This is a genomic window from Streptomyces sp. MJM8645 (genome assembly GCF_001625365.1).
Classification (GTDB): domain Bacteria; phylum Actinomycetota; class Actinomycetes; order Streptomycetales; family Streptomycetaceae; genus Kitasatospora.
Genome location: NZ_LJJF01000002.1, coordinates 1,274,857 through 1,297,669, shown reverse-complemented (window position 1 = coordinate 1,297,669; position 22,813 = coordinate 1,274,857). Strand labels below are relative to the sequence as shown.

The window sequence follows — 22,813 nt, the reverse complement described above, 5'->3', positions numbered from 1 at the left end:
GGCGTGCCGGTTCCGTCGTACGCCGTCGCCAGCCGCTCACCCTGCGGCCCCGACGTGCTCAGCGGCCACCCGTGCGTGACTTTTTGACGTTACGTCAGATGTGTTGTGTGGGTTGAGAGTTGGGGAAGTGAGGCGCCGAGGGCGCAACGGCGGCGCGTTCGTCAACTTTTACTTTCCCCCGCCCGCCCCCGCATAGTGACGGCCCGAACCCGAGAGGAGGCCCGTCGTGCCGTACAGCGATGACCGTGCCGAGTGCCAGGTGCAGGCGGAAAACGTGCAGGTGGGGGCTGTGTGCGCCGAGTACGACCGGCGCCTGGAGCAGGCGCGCGCCGAACTGGCCCGTACCCTCGCCGCGCCCGCCGACGGCGCCGGGGCCGTGTACGAGCGGGACGTGGCGGCCGCGCGGTGGGCCGGGGAGGTACGCCGCCTGGAAGGCGCCGGCCACGGGCTGGTGTTCGGCCGCCTCGACACCGCCGACGGCACCGCGCTGCGGATCGGGCGCCTGGGCCTGCACACCGAGACGGACGAACTGCCGCTGCTGGTGGACTGGCGGGCCGAGGCCGCCAGGCCCTTCTACGAGGCCACGCCCGTCCACCCGATGGGCCTGCGGCGCCGGCGCCACCTGCGTCTGGACGGCCGCACCGTCGCCGCCGTCAGCGACGAACTGCTGGACGGCTCCGACCCCACCCGCGAGGACGTGATCGGCGACGGCCCGCTGCTGGAGGCCCTGTCGGCCCGGCGCACCGGACGCATGGGCGCGGCGGTCGCCACCCTCCAGGCCGAGCAGGACGCGATCGTCCGCTCCCGCCACCGGGGGGTGACGGTGGTGCAGGGCGGCCCCGGCACCGGAAAGACGGTGGTGGCCCTGCACCGCGCCGCGTACGTGCTGTACGCCTTCCCGCGTGCCGCCGAACGCGGCGTCCTCGTGCTGGGCCCCAACGCCCGCTTCCTGGACTACATCTGTCAGGTGCTGCCCTCGCTCGGCGAGAACGACGTCGCCCTGGCGACCTGCGCCGACCTCGCCCCCGCCACCCCCGGCCCGGCGGCGCCCGAGGAGCCGCAGACCGCCCGCCTCAAGGGTGACTCCGCTCTCGCCGACGCCCTGGCCGCCGTGGTCCGCGCCCACCAGGCCCCGGCGGCGGACGGCCTGACCATACGGGTCGGCCAGGAGGAGGTGCACCTGCCGCAGTCCGACCTCGCCGTCGCCGCCCGCGCCGCCACCGCCGACGGCCTCGCCCATAACCGCGCCCGCGACCTGTTCAAGGACCTGCTGGCCGACGCCCTCACCCGCGCCCTCGAACGCGACACCGCCGACACCCTCGACCAGCTCGACGCCGAGGTCGCCCAGCTCACCGGCCTCAACCTCGACCGCGTCGCCGCCGCCGACCTGCGCCGGCTCGGTCTCGACGGCTCACGTGCCCACGAGGCCGTGGGTAGCGACGATGCCGCGGGTGCTGGCGGCACCGCGGGAACCGACGGCACCTTCGACGCCGGGGCCGTCCGCGCGGCCCTGCTGGACGACCCGCACCTCGACCGCGTCCTCGACACCCACTGGCCCGCCCTCACCCCGCACGACGCCGTCCGCGCCCTGCTCACCGACCCCGCCGCCCTCGCCGCCCACCTGCCCCACCTCTCCGACGACCAGCGCGCCCGCCTGCTGCGCGCCCCCGACGCCCCGTGGACCGACGCCGACCTTCCGCTGCTGGACGAGGCCGCCGCCCTGCTCGACGGCCCCCCGCAGCGCAGTTGGGGCCACGTCGTCGTCGACGAGGCCCAGGAACTCACCGCGATGCAGTGGCGCGCCGTGCTGCGCCGCTGCCCCACCCGCTCGATGACCGTCGTCGGCGACTTCGCCCAGGCCGGCCCCGCCGCCCAGGCCCGCGACTGGCACGAGGCCCTCCACCCGCACACCGGGAGCCGCTTCGACCTGCACACCCTGACCGTCAGCTACCGCACCACGCAGGAGATCCTCGCCACCACCACCGACCTGCTCGCCCGCATCGCCCCCGGCCAGGCCCACGCCCGCGCCATCCGCCACGGCGAACCCCCGCGCACCCTCACCGCCCCGGCCCACGGCCTCGCCGCCGCCGTCCTGGCCGAACTGCGCGCCCAGACGGCCGCCCACCCCGGCGACCTCCTCGCCGTGGTCTGCGCAGACGCCCGCCTTCCGGAGCTGGAGGCCGCCGGCCTGCCCGGACACGTCCGCCTCGTCCCCGCCTCCGAGGCGCGCGGCCTGGAGTTCGACGCCGTCCTCGTCGTCGACCCCGACCAGATCACCGCCGCCCGCCCGGCCGGCGAACGCGACCTGTACGTCGCCCTCACCCGTGCCACCCGCCGCCTGTGCGTGATCAGGACCGCGGGGTAGGCCGGGCGGGAGCGGGAGCGGGAGCGGGAGCGGGAGCGGGGGCGGGGGCGGGGGCGGGTTCGGCTCGGTAGACGGTGAGGTGCCGGCCGGGGGCGCCGGGTACCCGGGCAGCACCGCCTACCCCGCTCCGGCGCATGCCTCCGCCTCCGCCAGGTACCGCGCCACCGGGCCCAGCGTCAGCATTCCACTGGCGGCGCCGGCATGTTCCGCACGGGCACCGCGCAGGGAAGCCCCGGCGCGTGCGGCGATTCCGGGCTCGCCGAGGCGTACGGCGGCGCGGGCGGTCAGGCACCACATGGCCTCCTGCATGTGGTCACGCGCCGGTTCGGGCACCGCGGCGAGCGCGGTACGGGCCTCCTCGACCCGGTCCTGGGCCAGCAGCACGAGGGGGCGCGCCCAAGCCCGGTACGGGCCCCAGTCGAGGTGCGGGTCGGTGGGCGCGGGCCGGTCGTGCAGCAGGCGCAGCCCGAGGAGCGCGAGCGCGAACAGGCCGCGGTGCAGCCCCGGCATTCCGGCCCGCTGGAGGGCGTTCTCGGCGGCCCGGTAGTGCGCTGCGGCCGTGGCGGCGGTCGGTCCGCCCGGTTCGGTGCTGCGGGAGGCCGTGGCCCGGGCCCGGAACCACCCGGTGAGGACGGGGACGAGGGGCGCCTCGGTGGTGGCGGCGAGCCGCTCGGCGGCCTCGGCGTGCGAGGCCGCGGCGTCGAGGTCGCCGAGGGCCGAGGCGGACTGGAGGCGGACGAGTCGGCCGAGTACGGCGAAGTTCGGCAGCTCGTGCCGGGCGGCCAGATCGAGGATCTCGGCGCCGATCCCGTCGCGTACCGCCGCGAGCCCGGGGCGGGTGAAGGACTGCAGGAACACCCCGTTGAGGGCGAAGACCAGCAGGGCGGGATCGGCCAGGCCCCGCGCCAGCGCCTCCGCCTGTTGTGCCGCCTGCCGCGCGCGGCCCAGCTCGGCCGCGGACAGGTCGGCGCTGCGGCTCTCGACGGCGACCGTGGCCAGGAGGCGGGCCGACAGGTCGGCGGGGCCGTCGGTGCCGTCGGTGCTGCCGGGGCTGCCGGGGCTGCCGGGGCTGCCGGTGCCGCCGGTGCCGCCGGTGCCGAGCGCGGTGAGCGTGCGCTCGGCAGCCGCGACGACCGCGCGGGACTGCTCGGGGTCGTCGGCCCGGCTCCAGATGGCGGGCACGTCGTAGGCGCCGATGATCCGGGCGGTCAGGAAGAGGTCTCCCGTGCGTTCCGCAGCCTGAATGGCGGCGAGGCGGTCGCGCCGCGAGTGGACGAGGGCGTCGCCACCCGCCAGTGCGAGGGTGCGGGCCAGATCCACGGTGGTGCGCGGGCCGAGCCGGACGCCCGGGCCGCTCCACCCGGTACGGGCGCCTTCGAGGGTCGCGGCCCCGTTGAGGATGTCCGTCTCCAGACGCCGGAGTTCGGCGCCAGGGTCGAGTCCGAGTTGATCGACGAGCATCGCGCGGGCGCGGCGGAGGGTGGCCAGCGCGTCGGCCTGGCGGCCCGCGCGGTACAGCGCGCGGGCCAGCAGCCCCCAGGCCGGCTCGCGCCACGGGTGTTCGGCGACGTGGGCGCCCAGTTCGGCGACGAGACCGGCCCCTTCGTCGGAGTCACCGGATTCACCTGAGTCATAGGAGTCACCGGAGTCGAGGAGGAGGCGGGCGCGCAGTTCCACCGCCTCCAGCCGCAGTTCCTCCAGCCGGGTCCGCTCGCGTTGCGCCCATGCGGCGCCGGTCACGTCGGCGTACGCGGGGCCGCGCCAGTCCTTGAGTGCCGCGCTGAGGTCGGCCGCCGTGTCGGGGCTGGTCACTGTGCCGGGGCGGCGCCGGGCGCGGGCCAGGGTGTCCTGGAAGCGGTGGGCGTCCACGTCCTCACGCGGCAGGCGCAGCGCGTAGCCGGGCCCTTCGGTGACGATGACGCGCGGCGCATCGCGGGGCGGCCGGTCGGGTTCGAGGGCGCGGCGCAGCGCGGCGACGAACGTACGCAGAGCGCCCACGGCGCGGGCCGGTGGATCGGTCCACAGGTCGTCGACGAGGGTGTCGGTGGTGACCATCCGCCCCTCGGCGGCGACGAGCCGGGCGAGCACCTCCCGATGGCGGGGGCCGCCCAGGTCGATCGGGCTGCCGTCGTCGCGGAGGGCTCGCACGGCACCGAGCACGTCGATTCGCATGCCCCCATCCTCCGCGCCGGGGGTCGGCTGCGCTTGACCGTACTGATCGGCTGCTGATCGGCGCGTAGCGACCGGCCCGTACTGGTGGCAGGTACTGATCCGTTGCTGATCGCCGTCGCCCAGGCTGGCCCGGTCAGCCCCCGACCGACAAGGATGGCCTTTCATGACGCTCACCATTCCCGGCTTCGACCCCGTCCGCCTGCCCGGTGCGGACGGGGTGGAGCTGGCTGCCGCCGTCGGCGGCAGCGGGAGCCCGGTCGTGCTGTTGCACGGTTTCCCCCAGACCCACCTGATGTGGCGCCACGTTGCCGAGCGGCTCGCCGACGAACACACGGTGATCTGCCCTGACCTGCGGGGCTACGGTGCCAGCGACAAGCCGGCGGCCACCGACCCGGAGGTGTACGCCAAGCGCACCATGGCCGCCGACGTCGTGACCTTGGCGGCCGCCCTCGGCCACGAGCGCTTCGCCCTCGTCGGCCACGACCGGGGCGCCCTGGTCGCCTTCCGGGCGGGGCTGGACCACCCTGAGACCGTCACGCACCTGGGCATCCTCGACGTCGTGCCGACCCTCGACATGTGGAACGTCCTGCACGGCGCTCCGGCGGCGGTCGGCTACCACCTCTTCCTGATGGCGCAGCCGCCGGGCCTGCCGGAGACGATGATCGCCAACAGCGCGGACGCGTTCTTCGGCTCGTTCCTCGACTCCTGGGCCAACGACGCGACCGCCGTTCCCGAGGATGTCCGTGCCGAATACCTGCGGGCGAGCGCGGCGGCGGTGACGTCGATCGTCGCGGACTACCGGGCCTCGGCGGGCATCGACGTCACGCACGACCGAGCGGACCTGGACGCGGGGTCGCAGCTGGCCATGCCCGTGACGGTCGTCCAGCAGGACTGGGGCGCGCAGCTGGGCTACGACGCGGCCGCGGTGTGGAAGGCGTGGGCGCCGGACCTCGACCACCGGCTGACCCGGGCGGGGCACTTCATGGCCGAGGAGGCTCCCGACGAGATCGCGGAGGCGATCCGGGAGCTGCTGGCCCGCTGAACCTCCCCTTCCCGGCTCGCCGACTGACTGACCGACCGACCGGGCCACGGTCGGTCGGTCGGCGAGCCTTGGGCTTTCTCGGTGGTCGGGAACCTCTTCCCGTGTCGGGTACCCGCCCGGGTCGGTGTCAGCTGTGGGTGCCGTCCGCCGGGGGCTCGTCGGTGAGCTCGGCGAGCTCGGCGGCGTAGCGGGCGGCGGCCTCCGCCAGCTTGCGGGTCTTCCGGTCCGGTTTGTCGCCGAGGTGGGCGGCGACCGCGCGGCGGGCGTCTTCGAGGGTGCCGCCGAGGCCGCCGCGCAGCAGTTCGCGGGTGATCACCAGGGAGTTGTCCGCGGCCGTATGCTGCCGGGACATCCGTAGCTGGACCTCGTCCATGCCCTCGCGCGCGAGCACCTCCCGCAGTTCCTCGATCAGCGGGGCCAGCCACTGGGCGCGCAGTGCGTACTCGCCGTGGTCGGCGAAGGTCGCGTGGAGCCCGGCGAGCAGCTGCGCCGGGTACTCCTCCACGGGTCCGGTGAACTGCGGGTAGTCCTTGGCGAATTCGTCCCAGTCGACGTAGAGCCCGGAGATCTGCTCCGGGAGGAGCGGGCAGCGCGACCAGGTCTCGTCGGACTGGGTGAAGACCTGCCGCAGCAGGTCATAGGGCACCCCGTCGGTGCGCGAGAGCAGGATCGCGTCGTAGAGGTCTTTGCCCTGGGGGTGGTCGTCCGAGGCCAGCCAGAGGATCTTCCACGCGAGGGAGAGCTGTGGCGTGGCGGCGAACAACCGGCCCGTGACGCCGGGGAGCTGGTAGGACTCCGGGGGGACGGGCAGGTGTTCGGTGAAGACGAAGTCCAACTGGACGGTCCCGCCGGGGATGCCGGGTGCCGACCACGGCAGGACGAGCCGGCGCCCGGGAATCCGGCTGTACGTCCAGATCTCGTCGCTGACCGCCTGGTCCGCGTGCAGCCGCACCGTACCCGAGCGCCGTTCGGCGTCGGCGGCAAGCTCCTCGAACATGCGGTCCGTGCGCTCGTCCTCCAGCTGCCAATCCGTCGGGCGGACCACGAAGTCCAAGTCCCCCGGCTCCCGCGCCTGCTCGCCGTACCAGGCCCGCAGCAGGACGCTCCCGCGCAGGACCAAGTGCTCGGCCCACTGCGAGCCGGCGACGGCGGACAGCACGGTGTTCAGCGCCTCGCGCCGCGCGGCGAGCCACCGTTGGGCGAGCTGCGGGTCGGTGAAGGCGGGTTCACTGGGCCGCAGGGCCCGGGCGTACCCGGCGAGGGCGGGGTCGAAGACCGGCTGCTGGCTCACCGCCTCGTCGTCGATCGGCCGGACGCTCCTGGGCAGGCCCCGGTCCTCGCGGACGTCCTCCGGCGGTGGCTGCCGGGGAAGCCGGACGCCCTGCCACGGCCCGTATTGCAGTTCCTCCCACGCCACTGGCGACTGGGGCTGGTCCTCGGTCATCGCGGGTCTCCCTCTTGCTCTTGCTCGTGCTTCTGTTCGCGTTCGTGGTTCTGCTCGTGCTCGTGCTCGCTGATCCATCCCTCGTCCAGGGCCTCGGCGCTGTCCACGGCGACGAACTCGCGCTCCACCGACACCACCTCGCGACCGTCGGCGGCAAGGCTCAGGAGCAGCGCGTCCAGGCGGTGGCCCGCGGTGCTCAGGCCGACCAGGCGGCACCGCTGGGTCACGAACCACTCGCGCCGGCCGTCGTCGCGTATTCGGCGGGGGTTGTGCGACAGGTGCGCGCCGTGGCGGACGGCCAGCTCGGCGAGGTCGGCCGTGGGAAGCGGGTCCGGAAGCAGCAGCTTGACGTGGTGTTCGAAGTACCGGCGCTCCCCGTGCGGCACGGCATCCTCGTCCGAGACCGGAACGCCCTCCGCCCACGGCGTGGCCTCGATCTTCGTCCGCAGGACCGTGAACCCGGCCCGAACCAGCCGGCCCGTGGTGCGGGACGTCGCCGCAGTGACCTCGTCCAACGAGCCGTTGGCGCGCAGGGTGAGCATTGGCTGCGAGGGCGCCGCACCGCGCGCCAGCAGGATGTGGGTGAACTTCAGGCCATGACCGTCGGCCCACCCGGCCAGCGCCTCGGCGGCGCCGGGCTCCACGGTCAGGTGCACCTCGAAGTCACCCCGGAGGTCGGGGTGATCTGACTGATCGTCATGGTGTTGGTCAGGACGGATGGCGAGCATGGGAGCATCCTGCCAAGCCCCTATGACAACGCCTCGCGCGCCCGGGTGCGCAGTGAGCTTTCGCTGGACCGGTCGCGGTCCTGTCGTCATACCGGTCGGTGGCGCGCCGCGAGTTCTCGGGCGAGGTCAGCCCCCGAGGCCGTCCACCAGGTCAAGGAGATCGGACAGTTGCAGGACCCGTCCGCCGGAACCCGGTAGCGGGATGTGCAGCGGCTCGGTCCATCGGGAGGGGATCGCGTCCAGTCCGTAACGGGCACCCGCAAGCCCGCCGGTGACCGCGGCGACGGTGTCCGTGTCGCCGCCCAGGTCGACGGCCGCGCGCAGCGCGCCCTCGAAGCTCGTCGTGGTGCGCAGAGCCCAGACCGCTGACCCCAGGCAGGGCCAGACGGCGCCGTTGAACTCGGTTGCCTGGTCCGGGTGCCAGTCGGGATCGAGGACCGTCGCGTATCGCGGGCGGTGATCGGGATGGATGAGCGCCAGAATGTCAGGGAGCGCGCGGAGGGCGTCGTTGTCCTCCAGCGTGACGCGTATGAGTTCGTGGAAGATCGCGGTGCCTTCCCAGGCGGCGCGGTCGCCGTGGGTGAGGGCGGCGATGCGCCGAGCGGCATCCATGGTGGCGGCCTGTCCCGCACGTGCGAAGTGGACCGCGGATGTCGATGCCCGCATCAACGAGCCATTACCTGCTGCCCGCAGGTTGACCTGGAAGTGGATCGCGGCGGCCAGGTCCCAGGGCATGCCGTTGGTGAGGACGTCCTCGGTCTGCAAGCCGATGTCCTTGGGTTCGGATGCCGCCCACCGCTGGAAGCGGCCGAAGATATCCGACAGGTCCAGCCCGCCCCGCTGGACCAGTGACTCCGCCACCAGCACGGCCATCTGCGTGTCGTCCGTGGCCTCGCCCGGATCCCAGCCGCCACCTCCGCACATCTCGGCACCGGCACCGGGGACGGGGAACCGCGCAGAGAACGCTCCTTGGGGACCGAACTCAAAAGGGGCTCCAAGCGCGTCACCCACAGCCGAGCCGACAACCACGCCGGCAGCCCGCTGAATCCGCTTCATTGGTGCAGGCTATCGGTGCGGCCGGTGCGGCCGGTGCGGCCGGTGCGGCCGGTGCCAGGCGTCGGGCAGGCGGGTGGTGACGTTCTGTCGTTCGTGCAGTTGTTGATCCCGGTGAGCCCGTGACTTGATGTCTGTGTCGGTGGGTCAGTTGGTGGCGGGCGAGTTGGTGGTGCTGCGGTCGTCGAGGACGATGTGCGGCTGGTGCAGGCGGTCGGTGCCGGCCTGCTCGTCGGCGGGCCGGGTGCTGTTGATGACGGCGGCGATGCGCTCGTAGCTGGTGACGGCGAGGGCCCACGTTCCGATGCTGGTGCAGCTGCCGTTGCCGCTGCCGACTCCGCTGTAGGCGGTTTCCCGGAGCGCGTTGAGGAGGGCGATGGTGCTGGGGCCGGACAGGATCGTGTCCTCGTTGCCGTCGTTGACCGGCTTCGAGAAGTGGTCGGCGCCCTCGGCCTGGGCGGCCAGGAAGTCCCAGGTCTCGGGGTGGCAGGAGATCGCGACGGTCTTCACGGCTGCGGCCTTGAGAAGGGTGTTGACGTGGTTCTCCCAGAGGAAGGGCTCCGGGATGAGACCGGACACGTCGTCGGCGAGGCCGCTCGGGAGGTCGTCGATCACGGCTTGGTCCGGCGTGACTGCTTCCGTGTTCTCCAGATCGACCTTCGTGTCCTGCTCCGTGGGGCCGGAGGGACGGAGCAGGTCTACGAGTTGGGCGGCGACCTCGGCGGCGACCTCGGTCGCGATCTGGCTGAGCTGGTCCTCGGCGAGGACGTGCGGGGCGGTCGGCGCGTCGTCGGCAGGGGTGGTCTCGGACACGGTTGTCTCCTCGCTGTCGGATTCCGCGGCCTTGCCGGTCACGGAGGGGGAGGTCGGCTCTGTGGCCTGCTGTGCGGCCTGCTCGGATGCCGGGGGCTCGGCGCCGGGGAGTTCGTTGGTACCGGGGGAGTTGCTGCTGGCATCATCGCCGGGCGGGTGAGCGGCTTCCGTCGGCTGGCCCGCGGCCTCGGGGGAGTCGACGGCGGCCAGGGGCGCCTCGGCGGGGCCGTCGTCCAGGGAGGCGCGGCCGCTGCTCTGCCGAGTGCTGAGTTCGTTGCGCAGGTTGCCCAACTGGCGGTGGAGGCTGCGGTTGTCCTGGTGGGCGCGGCTGGTTTCCTGCTGCCCTCTGGCGATCGCCTCGAAGAACTCGTCGCGGTGTTCGCTCAGGCCGGCCGCCAGTGTCGCGGTGAGTTCGGCTCGCAGGCTGTCGGTGTGGTTGCGGATCTCCTCCAGGCCGGCCTGAAGGGCCGTCCCGACTTCTGCGCGTAGCAGTTCGACCTGGTGGGCGGTGCCCCTCGCCATGTCCCCTCCTGATCTCGCGCACCCGTAGGGGTGGCGGCGGGTACAGCGTGGCGGCAAGGGCCCGTGCGCGATGAGCGGATCGGTGGGACTGTCGAGAACGCGTCGATCACCGTCTGAAATCGGATCATCACGCAGATGTGTCACATTGTCGGTTGATAGACCGAATGGAGCGTCATGCTGCTGTTCGTCACGGTGCGGACTCCTTGTCGGAGTTCCGGAGGATGTCGGTGGTCCAGGTCGGCCTGATCGCGTGCCAGCTGTACCGGTAGCCGTTGGTGCCGTGGTGGGGCGTGGTGAGGATGTGGTGGAACTCGCACCATGCGGCGAACTCCCGCCAGGAGCAGCCGGGAAGACCGCGTTGCTCGGGATGGCGGTTGTAGGCGGCTACGGTCCGCCGGATGGTGTCCTCGGGCAGGGGGCCGGCGGTCATGGCGATGGTGACGATGATCTTGGCGAGGTCGTAGCCGAAAGGGGCGAGGGTGAGGGAGTCGAAGTCGATGACGGCGACCGTGGTGTCGGTGATGAGGAAGTTGCGCGGGTTGGCGTCCTTGTAGAAGGCGGCGGGCATGGTGGCGGCCTGCTCCAGCCAGTCGTCGATCGCGCCGGGGGTCAGGAGCGGGGCCGGTACGGTGCCGGTGGCCAGCAGCCGGTGGAGGCGCTCGCGGCGGCTGTCGGCGAAGTCGGCGATGGTGACGTCGTTGTTGGTGTGGTCGTGGCTGGTGAGGTCGGCGCTGGTGTGGGGTGTGTTCAGGCGGGCGGCGTGCAGGTCGTGGGTGTGGGCGGTGGTGTGCTGGTGGCCGAGGAGGTCGGCCAGGGTCAGCAGGTCGTCGGGGGTGCCGTGGTGGCCGTCGAGGTGCTCGAAGTCGATCGCGGTGGGGTGGATGTGGACGACTTGGGGGATGCGTACGTCGGGGTTGGCGCGGGCGATCCAGCGGTGGTGGGCCAGGGAGCGCTGCTGGGTGTGGGGCTCCGTGAACGTCTTGGTGAAGATCCGCATCATCGTGTGTGCTCCTCCTCAAACGTGGCCACACCGGCCCCGCAGGCCCGCGCTGCTACAAGGACGGTACCGGCGCACGGTGGACGTTCACAGGTGGCGTCGGCACGGTATGAACAACTGCGAGTCGCTCATTTGAAGTGTTCTGGGGCCGGCGCTGGGCTGCGGCCGCGCGCCTGAACTCGGCGCTGGGGAAGGGCTATCCGACAGTGGCCAGTCTCCCCAGGTTCATGCCGGCGGTCTTCGCGGCCCGCAGGGCCGTCCTGGCGCAGGCCACACCGCGGCGGGTGGCCGCCTCGCCCCCACCGACGGCGAGCGTTCGTGCACCGAGGCCTGCGCATGTGCGGCAGATGCCGGGGTGGGGGACTGGGTCGTGGCATTGGGTGCACTCGGTGTAGCGGGTTGCTGTGGGTCGTTCGGCGGGTTGGTCGGGTGGCATCTTGTGCTGCAGGCGGTAGCGGAGCACGGCGGTTGCCGAGTGCATCGGGGTGGGCAGGCCCGGTAGCAGGGCTTGGGTGAGGTCGGTGGGTGTGCTGCCGCGTTCGAGCCATTGGGCGACCAGGGGTGCGAGTTCGTGTGCTTCGGCTTCGCCCAGGTGCAGGCGTGGTTCGGGGCGGATGACTCGGAACAGGGTGGCGACCGCGTCGCGGAGTTGTTCGTCCGGCGCGTCGTCTTCGGAGTCCCCCTCCCGCCCTTCCGTCCTCGTCTGCGGCTCGGCGGTGGTGACGGGTTCTCGGGACTGCCGGGAGGGGTGGGTGGGTTCTTTCGCCGGGTTCTTTACCAGGGCGTCAGCGCCGCCGGTGGTCGCTTCACCGGGCGCCGGGCGGGTGGTACCCGGCGGCATCGGCTGTGGGGTGTCGTAGACGTGGGTCTCGGTGATGATCGTGCCGTCGGGCATGCGGATCTTCTCGACCCGGTAGAAGCCCGCCTCGGTCAGCTCCTTGAGCGCCTTGCGGATGGCGCTGCGCCCCTGGGGGCTGGTGTCGGCCATGTGTCGGCCGTCCTCGCGCCAGCCGTCCGGGCGGGAGAGGAGGTCGGCGAGCAGACCGCGAGCGGTGTAGGACAGCCGCCGGTACTGCAGCATGGTGTTGGGCAGCACGGTGAAATCGCGCACGTGGGCGCTACGATGGACACGCATCGGGAGGTTTGGTCTCCTGTTGCCGGACCCCGGAGCGTTGGCGCGCTGCCGGGGTCGCCTATTTGTGGTTAGGGCACGGAACGTAGCACGCACACCGATCGAAGGTCGACACGGTCGGCGAGCGCTCACGTTCACACGTCAGTCGGTCAAGAACGGCCTCTCCCCGATCGCTGATTGGCAGTCAAATTCTCCGAGGCTGCCGACAGAAAGCGATGGCCTGCACCGCGTGGTGCAGGCCATCGCCCACATGCACAACCCCGGCCCGAACCGCATGAACCAACAGGTCAGAGCACACACCGATCTGCCCTCCGGCCTTCTGTAAAAAGCTTCAGGGCCGGTGCGGGCCCGGGGGTTCGGGCGGTCAGGCCCAGGGGGGTTTGCCGGTTCCCTCGGCCCACAGGGCCAGGGCCCGGCGGTCGATGGCGTGGATGCCGACGTTCGCGCAGAACGCGGCGGCGGCCTTGGTGAACGAGCTGGTCGTCACCACGGCCGCCAGGTCGCAGCGGTGGACGTCGCGGTAGGTGCCGTTGACCTTCTGGACGTCCTGGGAGCCGACGGAGGTCCGTGGCCCGTACCGCTTGGCCTGGATGAGGAGCCGCTGTCCGGACGGGGTGGTGGCCAGGACGTCCGCCGCGAGGTCGCCGGCCCCGCCGACCACCGTCACCTTCGTGCACCCGTCCCGCCTGCACAGGTCCGCCAGCGCGTGCTCGAACGCCTTCGGACTCATGGTCAGGAACGGGCCGATGTGCCGCAGCTGCGCCGTGCGCGCAGCCAGCTCCCGCCGTCGGGCCAGTTGCCGCAGGCGCAGCACGACGGCGCACACCACCAGGCCGACGGCCAGCAGCGCGGCGACCAGGAGCAGGTGGTGGGCCAGCCACGTCAGCACGAACGACACCACGGCGACCGCGACCAGCGCCGCGATGCCCAGCGTCAGCGCGTTGTCCCGGGCCTGTTGTGCGCGGCGGGCGGCAGTGGACCGGCGTCGTCGTACGGGCCTACGGGCCACGGCGTTCCCCCCTCGGACCATGGTGTGGACGCGAGCGTAGAAGCAGTCGCCGCCCGGCCGCCGACGGTCCCGGCGAATTCGGACGGCTGCGGGCCTGAGTTGTCCGGATCTCGGTGGCTGGTGGCTGGTGGCCGAACGCCCGGTGTCGGGGTGCGCCCGGCGTGTAGGACTGCCCTGGGGCTACCGGTGGGCTCTCACACGCTGGGCTGGATGCCGAGGTCGGTGAGCAGGCCGCGGATCCGGGTTTCGATCTGGTCGCGGATCGGGCGTACCGCGTCGATGCCTTGGCCGGCCGGGTCGTCCAGCTTCCAGTCGAGGTAGCGCTTGCCGGGGAAGTACGGGCAGGCGTCGCCGCAGCCCATGGTGATCACCACGTCGGAGGCCTGCACGGCCTCGGCGGTGAGGATCTTCGGAACCTCGGCGGAGAGGTCGATGCCGACCTCGGCCATGGCCTCGACCACGGCGGGGTTCACGGTGTCGGCGGGGGCGGAGCCGGCGGAACGGACCTCGACCCGGCTGCCTCCGAGGTGGGTGAGGAAGGCAGCGGCCATCTGGGAGCGTCCGGCGTTGTGGACGCAGACGAAGAGCACGGACGGCTTGGGCTCAGGCACGGGCGGAACCTCCGGGAGTGGCGGGTTGGGGGAAGAGGCGGCGGGCGGCGAGGGCGACGTGGACGAGGCCGATGAGGACGGGCACCTCGATGAGGGGGCCGACGACTCCGGCGAGGGCCTGGCCGCTGGTGGCGCCGAAGGTGGCGATGGCGACGGCGATGGCCAGTTCGAAGTTGTTGCCCGCGGCGGTGAATGCGAGTGTGGTGGCCCGCGGATGGTCCAGGCCCACCGCGCGGCCGAGGAACAGGGAGCCGGTCCACATGAGCGCGAAGTAGACCAGCAGGGGCAGCGCGATCCGGGCGACGTCCCACGGCCGGGAGGTGACGGCCTCGCCCTGGAGGGCGAACAGGATGACGATCGTGAACAGCAGTCCGTACAGGGCGAAGGGGCCGATGCGCGGGAGGAGCGTGCCCTCGTACCAGGTGCGGCCCTTGGCCTTCTCGCCCAGGCGGCGGGTGAGGTAGCCGGCGGCGAGGGGGATGCCGAGGAAGATCAGCACGCTGCGGGCGATCTCCCACACCGACACGTCGAGGGCGGTCTGTTCCAGGCCGAGCCAGCCGGGCAGGACGGACAGGTAGAACCAGCCCAGCGCGCCGAAGGTGACGACCTGGAAGACGGAGTTGAGGGCGACGAGGACGGCGGCGGCCTCCCGGTCGCCGCAGGCCAGATCGTTCCAGATGATCACCATGGCGATGCAGCGGGCGAGGCCGACGATGATCAGCCCGGTGCGGTACTCCGGCAGGTCGGGCAGGAGAAGCCAGGCGAGGGCGAACATCAGCGCCGGGCCGACGATCCAGTTCAGCAGCAGGGAGGGGACGAGGAGGCGGCGGTCGCGGGTGACGGTGTCGAGACGGTCGTAGCGGACCTTGGCGAGCACCGGGTACATCATCACCAGCAGGCCGAGCGCGATCGGCAGCGAGACGCCGGAGACGGTCACCTTCGCCAGTGCACCCCCGAGGCCGGGCACCAGGCGGCCCAGCCCGATGCCGAGGCCCATCGCGGCCAGGATCCACAGGGCGAGGTAGCGGTCCGTGAACGACAGCCGGGCCGCCACCGGAGCGTTCGGCGTGGTCGGTGCGGCTGGTGCGTTCGGCGTGTTCGGTGCGTTTTGGGTGCTCACGAGGCGGTCCCGGCGGGTGCGGGCAGGGGCTCGGCCGCAGGGCGGGTCAGGATGCCGGCGAGGCGGTCGGTCATTTCGGGGACCAGGCGGTAGTACACCCAGGTGCCCCGGCGCTCGCAGTCGATCAGCCCGGCCTGCCGCAGCAGCTTCAGGTGGTGGGAGATCGTCGGCTGGGACAGGTCGAAGGCCGGGGTCAGGTCACACACGCACACCTCGCCCCCGGCCCGGGAGGCGATCATCGACAGCAGCCGCAGCCGCACCGGATCGCCCAGCGCCTTGAACACCCGCGCCAGTTCCACGGCCTGGTCCTCGTCCAGCGGGGCGGTCAGCAGCCCGGGGTAGCATCCGTCCGCGTCGTCGTCCTGGCCGAGCACCCGAAGTTTCTGATTCGACATACGTCTATGTTGACGAACTTCGATCCAAAGCGCAAGGTTGCATTGACAGACATCAATCCAGCCTGTTGGGGAGAACCGCCATGTCCCGCGTCCAGCTCGCCCTGCGCGTCGCCGACCTCGAAGGCTCCATCGCCTTCTACTCCAAGCTCTTCAACGCCGAACCCGCCAAGCGCCGCCCCGGCTACGCCAACTTCGCCATCGCCGAGCCCCCGCTCAAGCTCGTCCTCATCGAAGGCGAGGCCGGCGAAGACACCCGCATCGACCATCTCGGCGTCGAAGTCGCCACCGCCGACGAGGTCACCGCGGCCACCGCCCGCCTCAAGGACTCCGGCCTCGCCACCTTCGAGGAGAACGACACCTCCTGCTGCTACGCCCTCCAGGACAAGGTCTGGGTCACCGGCCCCGGCAAGGAGCCCTGGGAGGTCTACGTCGTCAAGGCCGACGCCGACACCCTCGGCAAGAGCGCCGACGCCGCACCGCAGGGCTGTTGCACCGGTACCGAGGAGGCGGCTGCCGTAGACTGCGCCTGCGGCAGCTGACGACGCATCCGGAGGTCCGTACTCCGGCGGATATGCGTGCGCAACCAGCAGCACTCCCGTTACCACGGCCTCGGGGATTACCGCAGCAGAGCCGACCGGACGGCCGGACCGTTCAGCCGGCGGGGTGGCCGGCGGGGTGGCCGGTGGGGCGGGGGAAGCCGTGGCGGTGGGCGGCGGCGGTGACGGTCAGGGCGGCGGCGAGCAGGGCCAGGGCGGACCAGGGCAACGTGCTCGGGCCGCCGTGGTCGAGGAGGAGGCCGCCCGCGAGCGCGGCGCCGGCGATGCCGAGGTTCCAGCAGGTGACGAGCAGGGACTGGGCGATGTCCCCGGCCGGGCCGGCCGCGTCGGCCACCGCCGTCTGCAGGAGGGTGGCGGCGCCACCGAAGGCGAGACCCCAGACCGCGGCGCTGCCGTAGACGGGCCAGGAGGTGCCGGTGAGCAGGGCGGCGGCGACGGACAGGGCCGCGGCGGAGAGCAGGGCGCAGGCGGCGATCGTCAGGGTGCGCAGGTGGCGGTCGATCAGCGCCCCGGTACCGAGGATGCTCAGCAGGGAGGACAGTCCGAGGACGAGCAGGACGGTGTCGGTCCGGCCGCCGAGCCCCAGGGGTGCGAGCAGCGCCGCGACGTACGTGTAGAGCAGGTTGTGGGCGAGGACGAAGGCCGCCGTGACGGTGAGGACGGCCGCCACCCCCGGGATCCGCAGCACCCGCCGGACGGGGGTGCGGGCGTGGCCGGGCCGCCCCGGGACGGCCGGGAGCGCGACGAGCATCCAGGCGGTGAGTGCCACGGCGACGGCGCTCATCAGTCCGAAGGTGGTGCGCCAGCCCACCAGCGCCGCGACCAGGGTGCCGGCGGGCACGCCCACCGACAGGGCGACCGTCGAGCCGCCCATGGCGACGGCCATCGCCCTCCCGCGCTGCTCCGGCGCGACGATGCTGCGGGCGTACCCGGCCAGCAGGGCCCAGAGCAGGCCTGCGACCAGGCCCGCGGCGAAGCGCGCCGCCATGGTGAGGGGATAGTTCGTCGAGACCGCAGTGACGGCATTGGCCGCGGCGAAGCCGCCGACGGACAGCAGCAGCAGGCGCTTGCGCGGCCAGCCGGCGGTAGCGGCGGTCAGCGGTATGGCGGCCGCGATGGAACCGGCCGCGTAGAACGTGACGGACTGCCCGGCGCCGGACTGGCTGACGCCGAGGTCCGCACTCATCGCGGGCAGCACGCCGGCGGGCAGGGCCTCGGTCATGATGGTGACGAATCCGGCGGTGCTCAGGGCCAGCAGGCTGGGCCAAGGCAGCCGGGTGGCGGGCGGGTTCGAGGGGCTGGGGGAGTGAAGTTCGGGCATGGGCCCGATCGTCTATCCTTGACATTCATGTCAAGGTCCAGCCCGGAACGGCACCGGTCGGGCGTGAGGGTGGTCACATGCGTATCGGCGAACTCGCCCGGCTGACGGACACTCCTCCGCGCCTGCTGCGCTACTACGAGCAGCAGGGTCTGATCACCGCGCACCGCGAGGCGAACGGCTATCGCGCCTACGGCGACTGCCTCGTCGACCGGGTCCTGCAAATCCGCGGACTCCTGGACGCCGGACTGCCCACGCGGATCATCAGGCAGATCCTGCCCTGCCTGGACAGCCCGCGGACGATCCACTTCGCCGACGCCACACCGGAGATGATCGGCACCCTGGAGTCCGAGACGGAGCGGATGACCCGTCGGATCCAGTGCCTGACCCGTAACCGCGATGCCATCCGGGAGTACCTCGCCGAGGTCAAGAGCCGGGCCTGAGGCGTGAGCCCGAGGTGTGCGTCTGAGGTGTGTGCCCGAGGTGTGAGCCGACGTCGGGATGCCTGTCGGCTTGACCTTGCCATTGGTGTGATGGTTGGACCCTTCCGTCATGACCGACTCCGCCATCCGGCACCTCGAATTCGGCGACGGCACACCGCTCGTCATGATCCACGGCTACACCGTCGACCACCGGGTCCTGCTCCCCGTCGAACCCGCCTTCGCCGACCGCCCCGGGTGGCGGCGGCTCTACCTCGACCTCCCCGGCCACGGCACCAGCCCCCGGCTGCCGGGGACGACATCGGCGGCAGCCCTGGCCGACGCCGTCTTCGACTGGATCCACACCGAACTGGGTGAGCAGCCCTTCGCCGTGCTCGGGCAGTCGTTCGGCGGACAGCTGGCCCGGGCGGTGACGGCGAGGTTCGGGGCGCAGGTCCTGGGCTCGGCGCTGCTCGTACCGGTCGTGCACTGGGGCCCCGACCGGACCCTGCCCGGCGTGACCGTGGCCAAGCGCGACGACGAGCTCCTCGACCGGCTCCCGCCCGCCGACCGCGAACTCTTCGGCCTCGTCATGGCCCGTCACACCACGCGCAACTGGAAGCTCTTCGAACAGTACGTCCGGCCGGGATGGCGCGCGCACGACCCGGCGGCCGCCGTAGAACTCGAAGCCGACTTCCTGCTGCCGCACTGGCCCGAACACCGCGCGCCGGAGCACCAGGGCCGGCACCTGCTGGTCACCACCCGGCAGGACGCCCTGGTGGGCTGGCGCGACCAACTCGCCCTGCTCGACCACTACCCCCGGATGGCGGCGACGGTGCTCGACGGCGTCGGCCACAACCCGCAGGTCGAGTGCGCCGAGACCGTCCAGGGCCTCATCGGGGCCTGGCTCGACGAACTGCCCCGACCTGCCCGCCAGTGAGCGGGGCTGCGCTGCGGCCGCACCGGCGTTCCCGCTCGGGGGCGCGATCGCGTTCGAGAAGCCGCGCATGGACGCGTCGCGCGGTGTCAAGTCGCCTCCACCCTTGCCGGGTTCGCGCGGTCGTGGGCCAGGCGGCTTCGGCGCGACACAGGTGCGGCCGCGCTGGTGGACGGCCGGTTCCTGCGCTACCCGGTCGCCACGGTGACCGTCCGCCCGAACTCTGACCTCGTCGCCGGTTCGGCCACCACGGTCACCGCCTGCGAGTGGGGGCCGGCCGCTCCACGACAACCCCGGGGCGGTCGAGGACATCGACGAACCGTAGGGCCGTAGTCATCGTGAATCCGGCTCTGGCACCGTGGGCGTGATGGCTGACGTGGCGTACTCGACGGGGTGGGGGGCCTCCGAAGTCGGGAGCGCCTGCCTTCGAGTCGTCCTCGCCCGTACCGGCGAATCGATCACCGAACAGGCGTCCGACATCCCGTGTTCAGAGCTTCCCCCCGGTGGGTCCCTCACCGAGGCCTTCGCTGTGCGCTGACCGAGGCTTGCCCCCGTCCGGGCAGGCCGGGCACGGGTGTTGGCAGGGTGGGGCGTATCGAGGCGCGGTATCGAGGCTGCCCGGTGCCCTGTCGCACCGGACCTTGGGCGGTCTCATCTCACCGTGAGCGCTCATCGGGGTGGCTGCGAACGTGAGAAGGCCCGACCGGTGCGGTGCTTTCCAGGGGCCTCACTACTCGTCGAAGTTCCGGCCGGTGGGACCTGTTGTCCTCCCCGACCGGAACTTCACGAGTACAGGGCCTCCAAGGCGACGAGTCCCTCGCCCGGCCGCCTCCGCAGCGCCGGAATCGGCGCCCACTCCGCCAGGCCGTACGTCGTGCCGGTGGACTGAGCGGGAGACCGGACGGACCGGCCCTGCCGCGTTGATCAGTTGCAGGTCATGTTGACGGGTGCGTGGTCCGGGTCGTTCCGGTGGCACAGGTGCTGCGGGGCCTTCAGGTCCGTGATGGAACCCTGCCACACGGCGCCCTGCCACAGGGCCTGCGGGGAACCGGAGTTCTCCAGCAGGCGGGGGTAGCGCAGGACCTCCCAGGACGGGTACTTGTCCTTGTTCGTGTCGACGTCGAAGCCGGTGAAGTTCTTGTTCTTGTCGTCGTAGCGATGCGGGTAGATGTGGAACGTCGCGTTGATCCGGCCGAGGTCCGCGTACTGCGAGCCCGGGACGTCCACGAACGAGTTGACCGCCGACACGTCCACCCGGATGCCGCCGTCACCGTAGGGCTCCGCCCAGTACTCGTTCTGCGGGGTCCGGTCGTCCTGGACCACCTTGGCGTGCTCCGTGCGTACCAGAGGCTTGGCATTGCGGCACGTCAGATCCCCGACGCAGGACTGGTCGACGTAGATCCCGACCTGGCCCGTGGCGGTGTCCCAGGCGATGGCCACCTTGGAGCTGGCTTCGGGTTCGGTGCTCCACAGGCGGTGGTTGCCCAGGGAGTGGTTGATCGGGTTGCCGTCGTCGCCGATGTAGCCGCGCACAACGACGACGCCCCGGTCGGGGCCCTTGGGCAGCAGCGTGGCGCTCTCCTTCAGATCGCCCGGGGCCGGGCTGCCCTGGAAGAACTGGGCGTTCGCGCGGGGGATCAGCGGGTTCGCGGTCTCGTTCGGCGACCACCGGATGGGGCCGTGCTCGAACATCTGGGTGACGCCCTCCTGCTGGAGTTCGTCGGTGACGGGGTAGCCGTACACCCCGCCTTCCCAGCCCGCCTGTCCCCAGCGCTGGCCGATGAGGCCCCAGACGGGGTGGACGCCGTTGGAGCGCGTGGGATGCCAGTAGAGCGAGCCGCCCTGGAACACCTGGCGCTTCCCGGCCCTGTCAGGGAGGGAGAGTTCGTCGCTGGTGGGGTAGCCGAGGGAGCCCTTCTCCCAGCCCATGGCGGCCCACTTGTCGCGGATGAGGCCCCAGATGGCGTGGGCGTCGGTGGAGGGGCTCCAGTAGATCGAGCCGCCGTCGAACTCACTGAACCGGCCCACCCCGTCGGGAGCGGTCTGCTCGTTGTCCTTGGGGCAGCCGAGCGTGGTCCGGTACTCCCGGTACTTTTCCAGGATGCGGCCCTGGACCGTCTTGCCACAGATCTGCTCCGGGTCCTGCCCGGCGGCGGAGGCCGTCGCCGGGAGGAGGGTGGAGCCGGCGAGAAGGGCGGTGAGCAGGAGCGAGATCTTCGCTCCCCGTCGGCGGGTTCGTCCGCGGGGCGTTGAGTGTTCGCTGATGATGTCCACCGAATGATTCTCGCGTGCATGTCAACAGGCGGACAGTGTCCGGCGAGCCAAGGAGTGGGCAGGTCTGCGACAGAAGCACACAGGTAGGCCCGGTCGAGAGGTTCGCCGCGAAGGGACACCGGTCACTACTGTTCTCGGTGCTCGAATGTCATGTGAATTGGTCGATCAGGTATTCGATGGAGGATCGTGTGGCGAGGGGACGGCGCGTCTTGTTCGGCGTGCTGGGTGGGGTTCTCGGTGTTCTCGGCGTGGGCGTGGTCGTGTGGCTGACGTTCCGGCCTTCCTGGCCTGACGTGTCCGACCCGGTCGGACGGTGGAGCGGCGGTACGGCGGTGCTCGAGTTCCTCCCGGATGGACGGATCGGGTCCGCGACGGTGCCGGCCTACGTGTGCGACAGCGCGGCGGCCGATCCGGCACAGCCGACGGAACTGGAGGGGAGTTGGAAGAAGTCCTACCTCGACGACGCCGGTCGGGGGGTGTGTGTGACGGCGACCCGTAAGAACGGGGGAGGCAGCTGCACGATCTGGCTGACGGCCATGACCAACGAGAAGGACCTGTGGCTGCTGGCGAGCAAGGGGTTCGTCATGGAGAAGGGCTGAGGTGCCGTGGTGACTTCGAGTGCGGCGGCATGGAGCGAGGGGGAGCTGTGGCTGGTCGATGGACGTACCTGAAGTCCCGGGAGGGTGCCGTCCTGTTGATGGGTGTCCTGCTGATCGCGGGGCTGACGGGGTATCTGAAGGCCAGGTCGGGCGGGCCGGATCCGAAGGACTACGTGGGGCGTTGGGCGTCGCGGGACGAGGTGATCGAGCTGCGGGAGGGGGGCCGGCTCGGCGAGGTGCGGCTCGACGGGTACTTCTGCGCGAAGGATCCCGTCGGGCAGGGTGCGGCGTTGGGGGAGTACCAGGGGAGTTGGCGGGTGGGGAGTGTGGACGACGCGGGGTCGGGGGTCTTCGTGGTGCTGCGGGACTACTACTCCGGGGGTGACTGCGAGATCTATCTGCAGGAGGAGCGAGAGGGGGCGGTGGCCAGCCTGGGCGGTCAGCCGCGGGGGAACACGCAGCGGGTCTTCTCCAGGGCGTAGGGGCGTCGGAGAACGGTTGCACCCATGACCGGGTGGTCGTCCACGACGACCCGGCCGGTTGGGGACATCGACGAACCGGCGGCGATGTCACGGGAGAACCCCATGCCCTGGCGGTGCCCGGGCGGAGAGAAACAGCGGCACACCGCACCGCTCAGTGTGATCATCGTAGTCATGACCGGATCGAAGACCACAGCACGGCAACTGGAGCGAACCGTCGCCTCACTGCGCGGCCTGCTCATCGACCAGGTCGACTACGTCGTGCCGACCGGTGGGCCCGACGGGTTTGAGCCCGAGGAATGGGACCTGCGCCAGGGGCACGAGCCGACCTTCGGCTGCCAGTTCACCACGCACCTCGGCGTGGTGTTCACGCTGATCTGGAACGACAGCTTCGACGGCTATGGCATCGAAGTATTCGACCAGCCGATCGAGACGTTCCCGACCAGGCCCGGCAATTCCGGCTTCCCCGCGCTCATACCGGTCACCGACCACCCCCGCTGGTCCGGCCTGCTCCACCGCGAGATACTCCACACCGAGCTGGCCTGGATCGAATGGGGTTCCGGAGGCGCCACCCCCGTCTGGATCCGGCTCGACTTCGCGCCCGTCCGCCATGACCAGGGCGATCCCCACCGGTCGGACTCGGCCTGGCTCGTCGCAGGACGTTGGGCGCAAGGGCGATTCACCATCCCCGCCGACGATCTGACCGTCATGTTCGACGAATCCGAGGCAGTACGGGCCAATCTCGTACGTCCACGCCCGGCCAGCGTGAATCGGTGACCCGCAGCGCGAACCTGTGTCGTCTCGGCGCCACCTTGCACACCTTCGCG

21 protein-coding genes are annotated in these 22,813 nt (G+C 71.7%); 8 read left to right on the top strand and 13 right to left on the bottom strand.

Translation table 11 applies throughout. The features are described 5' to 3' along the window. The first annotated feature begins 289 nt into the window (after positions 1-289). Positions 290-2,365 carry an ATP-binding domain-containing protein gene (locus A6F73_RS36025; RefSeq protein WP_063352806.1) on the top strand — a complete coding sequence of 692 codons (2,076 nt, stop codon included), beginning with the start codon at positions 290-292 and terminating at the stop codon, positions 2,363-2,365. A gap of 117 nt (positions 2,366-2,482) precedes the next feature. Here A6F73_RS36025 and A6F73_RS36020 read toward each other — a convergent pair whose 3' ends face one another. Beyond that, positions 2,483-4,537 carry an AfsR/SARP family transcriptional regulator gene (locus A6F73_RS36020; protein ID WP_063352527.1) on the bottom strand — a complete coding sequence of 685 codons (2,055 nt, stop codon included), beginning with the start codon at positions 4,535-4,537 and terminating at the stop codon, positions 2,483-2,485. Between the two features lie 163 nt (positions 4,538-4,700). Between A6F73_RS36020 and A6F73_RS36015 the strand changes: the two genes are divergently transcribed. Then, on the top strand, positions 4,701-5,579 hold the full coding sequence (locus tag A6F73_RS36015; protein ID WP_063352526.1) for an alpha/beta hydrolase: 879 nt from the start codon (positions 4,701-4,703) through the stop codon (positions 5,577-5,579). Positions 5,580-5,706: 127 nt separating this feature from the next. Here the strand turns inward: A6F73_RS36015 and A6F73_RS36010 are convergent, their stop codons facing one another. From A6F73_RS36010 to A6F73_RS35965, 10 genes are all read right to left on the bottom strand, one after another. Further along, positions 5,707-7,023 carry a nucleotidyl transferase AbiEii/AbiGii toxin family protein gene (locus A6F73_RS36010; protein ID WP_063352525.1) on the bottom strand — a complete coding sequence of 439 codons (1,317 nt, stop codon included), beginning with the start codon at positions 7,021-7,023 and terminating at the stop codon, positions 5,707-5,709. After that, positions 7,020-7,679, bottom strand: a complete 660-nt coding sequence (locus A6F73_RS36005; protein ID WP_208869254.1) for a hypothetical protein — start codon at positions 7,677-7,679, stop codon at positions 7,020-7,022. Before A6F73_RS36005 ends, A6F73_RS36010 begins: the two co-directional genes overlap by 4 nt. A 198-nt stretch (positions 7,680-7,877) precedes the next feature. Then, complete coding sequence (locus tag A6F73_RS36000; RefSeq protein ID WP_063352523.1) at positions 7,878-8,807, bottom strand: ADP-ribosylglycohydrolase family protein; 930 nt, start codon at positions 8,805-8,807, stop codon at positions 7,878-7,880. Between the two features lie 144 nt (positions 8,808-8,951). Further along, positions 8,952-10,139 carry a hypothetical protein gene (locus A6F73_RS35995; protein WP_063352522.1) on the bottom strand — a complete coding sequence of 396 codons (1,188 nt, stop codon included), beginning with the start codon at positions 10,137-10,139 and terminating at the stop codon, positions 8,952-8,954. A gap of 187 nt (positions 10,140-10,326) precedes the next feature. Then, positions 10,327-11,139: a phosphotransferase gene (locus A6F73_RS35990; RefSeq protein ID WP_063352521.1), complete on the bottom strand. Its 813-nt coding sequence runs from the start codon at positions 11,137-11,139 to the stop codon at positions 10,327-10,329. Between the two features lie 193 nt (positions 11,140-11,332). Beyond that, positions 11,333-12,271, bottom strand: a complete 939-nt coding sequence (locus tag A6F73_RS35985) for a hypothetical protein (protein ID WP_079136555.1) — start codon at positions 12,269-12,271, stop codon at positions 11,333-11,335. Positions 12,272-12,632: 361 nt separating this feature from the next. Further along, the gene (locus A6F73_RS35980; RefSeq protein WP_244293826.1) at positions 12,633-13,277 is read right to left on the bottom strand and encodes a restriction endonuclease; all 645 of its coding nucleotides are present in this window, start codon (positions 13,275-13,277) and stop codon (positions 12,633-12,635) included. Between the two features lie 194 nt (positions 13,278-13,471). After that, positions 13,472-13,888 (bottom strand): arsenate reductase ArsC, encoded by a 417-nt coding sequence (locus tag A6F73_RS35975; protein ID WP_063352518.1) that lies wholly within the window; start codon positions 13,886-13,888, stop codon positions 13,472-13,474. Continuing rightward, a complete protein-coding gene (gene arsB, locus A6F73_RS35970; protein ID WP_063352517.1) occupies positions 13,881-14,942 on the bottom strand; it encodes an ACR3 family arsenite efflux transporter in 1,062 nt (353 codons plus the stop codon). The genes A6F73_RS35975 and arsB overlap by 8 nt, the downstream gene beginning before the upstream one ends. 62 nt (positions 14,943-15,004) lie before the next feature. Then, positions 15,005-15,403 (bottom strand): metalloregulator ArsR/SmtB family transcription factor, encoded by a 399-nt coding sequence (locus A6F73_RS35965; protein ID WP_063352516.1) that lies wholly within the window; start codon positions 15,401-15,403, stop codon positions 15,005-15,007. An 80-nt stretch (positions 15,404-15,483) separates the two neighbouring features. Here A6F73_RS35965 and A6F73_RS35960 point away from each other — a divergent pair, with 80 nt between their 5' ends. Continuing rightward, positions 15,484-15,942 carry an ArsI/CadI family heavy metal resistance metalloenzyme gene (locus A6F73_RS35960; protein WP_063352515.1) on the top strand — a complete coding sequence of 153 codons (459 nt, stop codon included), beginning with the start codon at positions 15,484-15,486 and terminating at the stop codon, positions 15,940-15,942. A 112-nt stretch (positions 15,943-16,054) separates the two neighbouring features. On the opposite strand, the gene A6F73_RS35955 is transcribed toward A6F73_RS35960, so the two are convergent. Continuing rightward, positions 16,055-17,281, bottom strand: a complete 1,227-nt coding sequence (locus tag A6F73_RS35955) for an MFS transporter (RefSeq protein ID WP_063352514.1) — start codon at positions 17,279-17,281, stop codon at positions 16,055-16,057. A 77-nt stretch (positions 17,282-17,358) separates the two neighbouring features. Between A6F73_RS35955 and A6F73_RS35950 the strand changes: the two genes are divergently transcribed. Then, positions 17,359-17,721 carry a MerR family transcriptional regulator gene (locus tag A6F73_RS35950; RefSeq protein ID WP_063352513.1) on the top strand — a complete coding sequence of 121 codons (363 nt, stop codon included), beginning with the start codon at positions 17,359-17,361 and terminating at the stop codon, positions 17,719-17,721. A 109-nt stretch (positions 17,722-17,830) separates the two neighbouring features. Then, complete coding sequence (locus A6F73_RS35945) at positions 17,831-18,637, top strand: alpha/beta hydrolase (RefSeq protein WP_063352512.1); 807 nt, start codon at positions 17,831-17,833, stop codon at positions 18,635-18,637. Between the two features lie 921 nt (positions 18,638-19,558). Here the strand turns inward: A6F73_RS35945 and A6F73_RS41975 are convergent. Further along, positions 19,559-20,908, bottom strand: a complete 1,350-nt coding sequence (locus tag A6F73_RS41975; protein WP_159398719.1) for a hypothetical protein — start codon at positions 20,906-20,908, stop codon at positions 19,559-19,561. Between the two features lie 209 nt (positions 20,909-21,117). Here A6F73_RS41975 and A6F73_RS35935 point away from each other — a divergent pair, with 209 nt between their 5' ends. From A6F73_RS35935 to A6F73_RS35925, 3 genes are all read left to right on the top strand, one after another. After that, positions 21,118-21,507: a hypothetical protein gene (locus tag A6F73_RS35935; protein ID WP_159398718.1), complete on the top strand. Its 390-nt coding sequence runs from the start codon at positions 21,118-21,120 to the stop codon at positions 21,505-21,507. A gap of 47 nt (positions 21,508-21,554) precedes the next feature. Continuing rightward, positions 21,555-21,989: a hypothetical protein gene (locus A6F73_RS35930; RefSeq protein ID WP_063352510.1), complete on the top strand. Its 435-nt coding sequence runs from the start codon at positions 21,555-21,557 to the stop codon at positions 21,987-21,989. Positions 21,990-22,160: 171 nt separating this feature from the next. Beyond that, a complete protein-coding gene (locus A6F73_RS35925; protein WP_159398717.1) occupies positions 22,161-22,763 on the top strand; it encodes a hypothetical protein in 603 nt (200 codons plus the stop codon). The last annotated feature ends 50 nt before the right edge of the window (positions 22,764-22,813 follow it).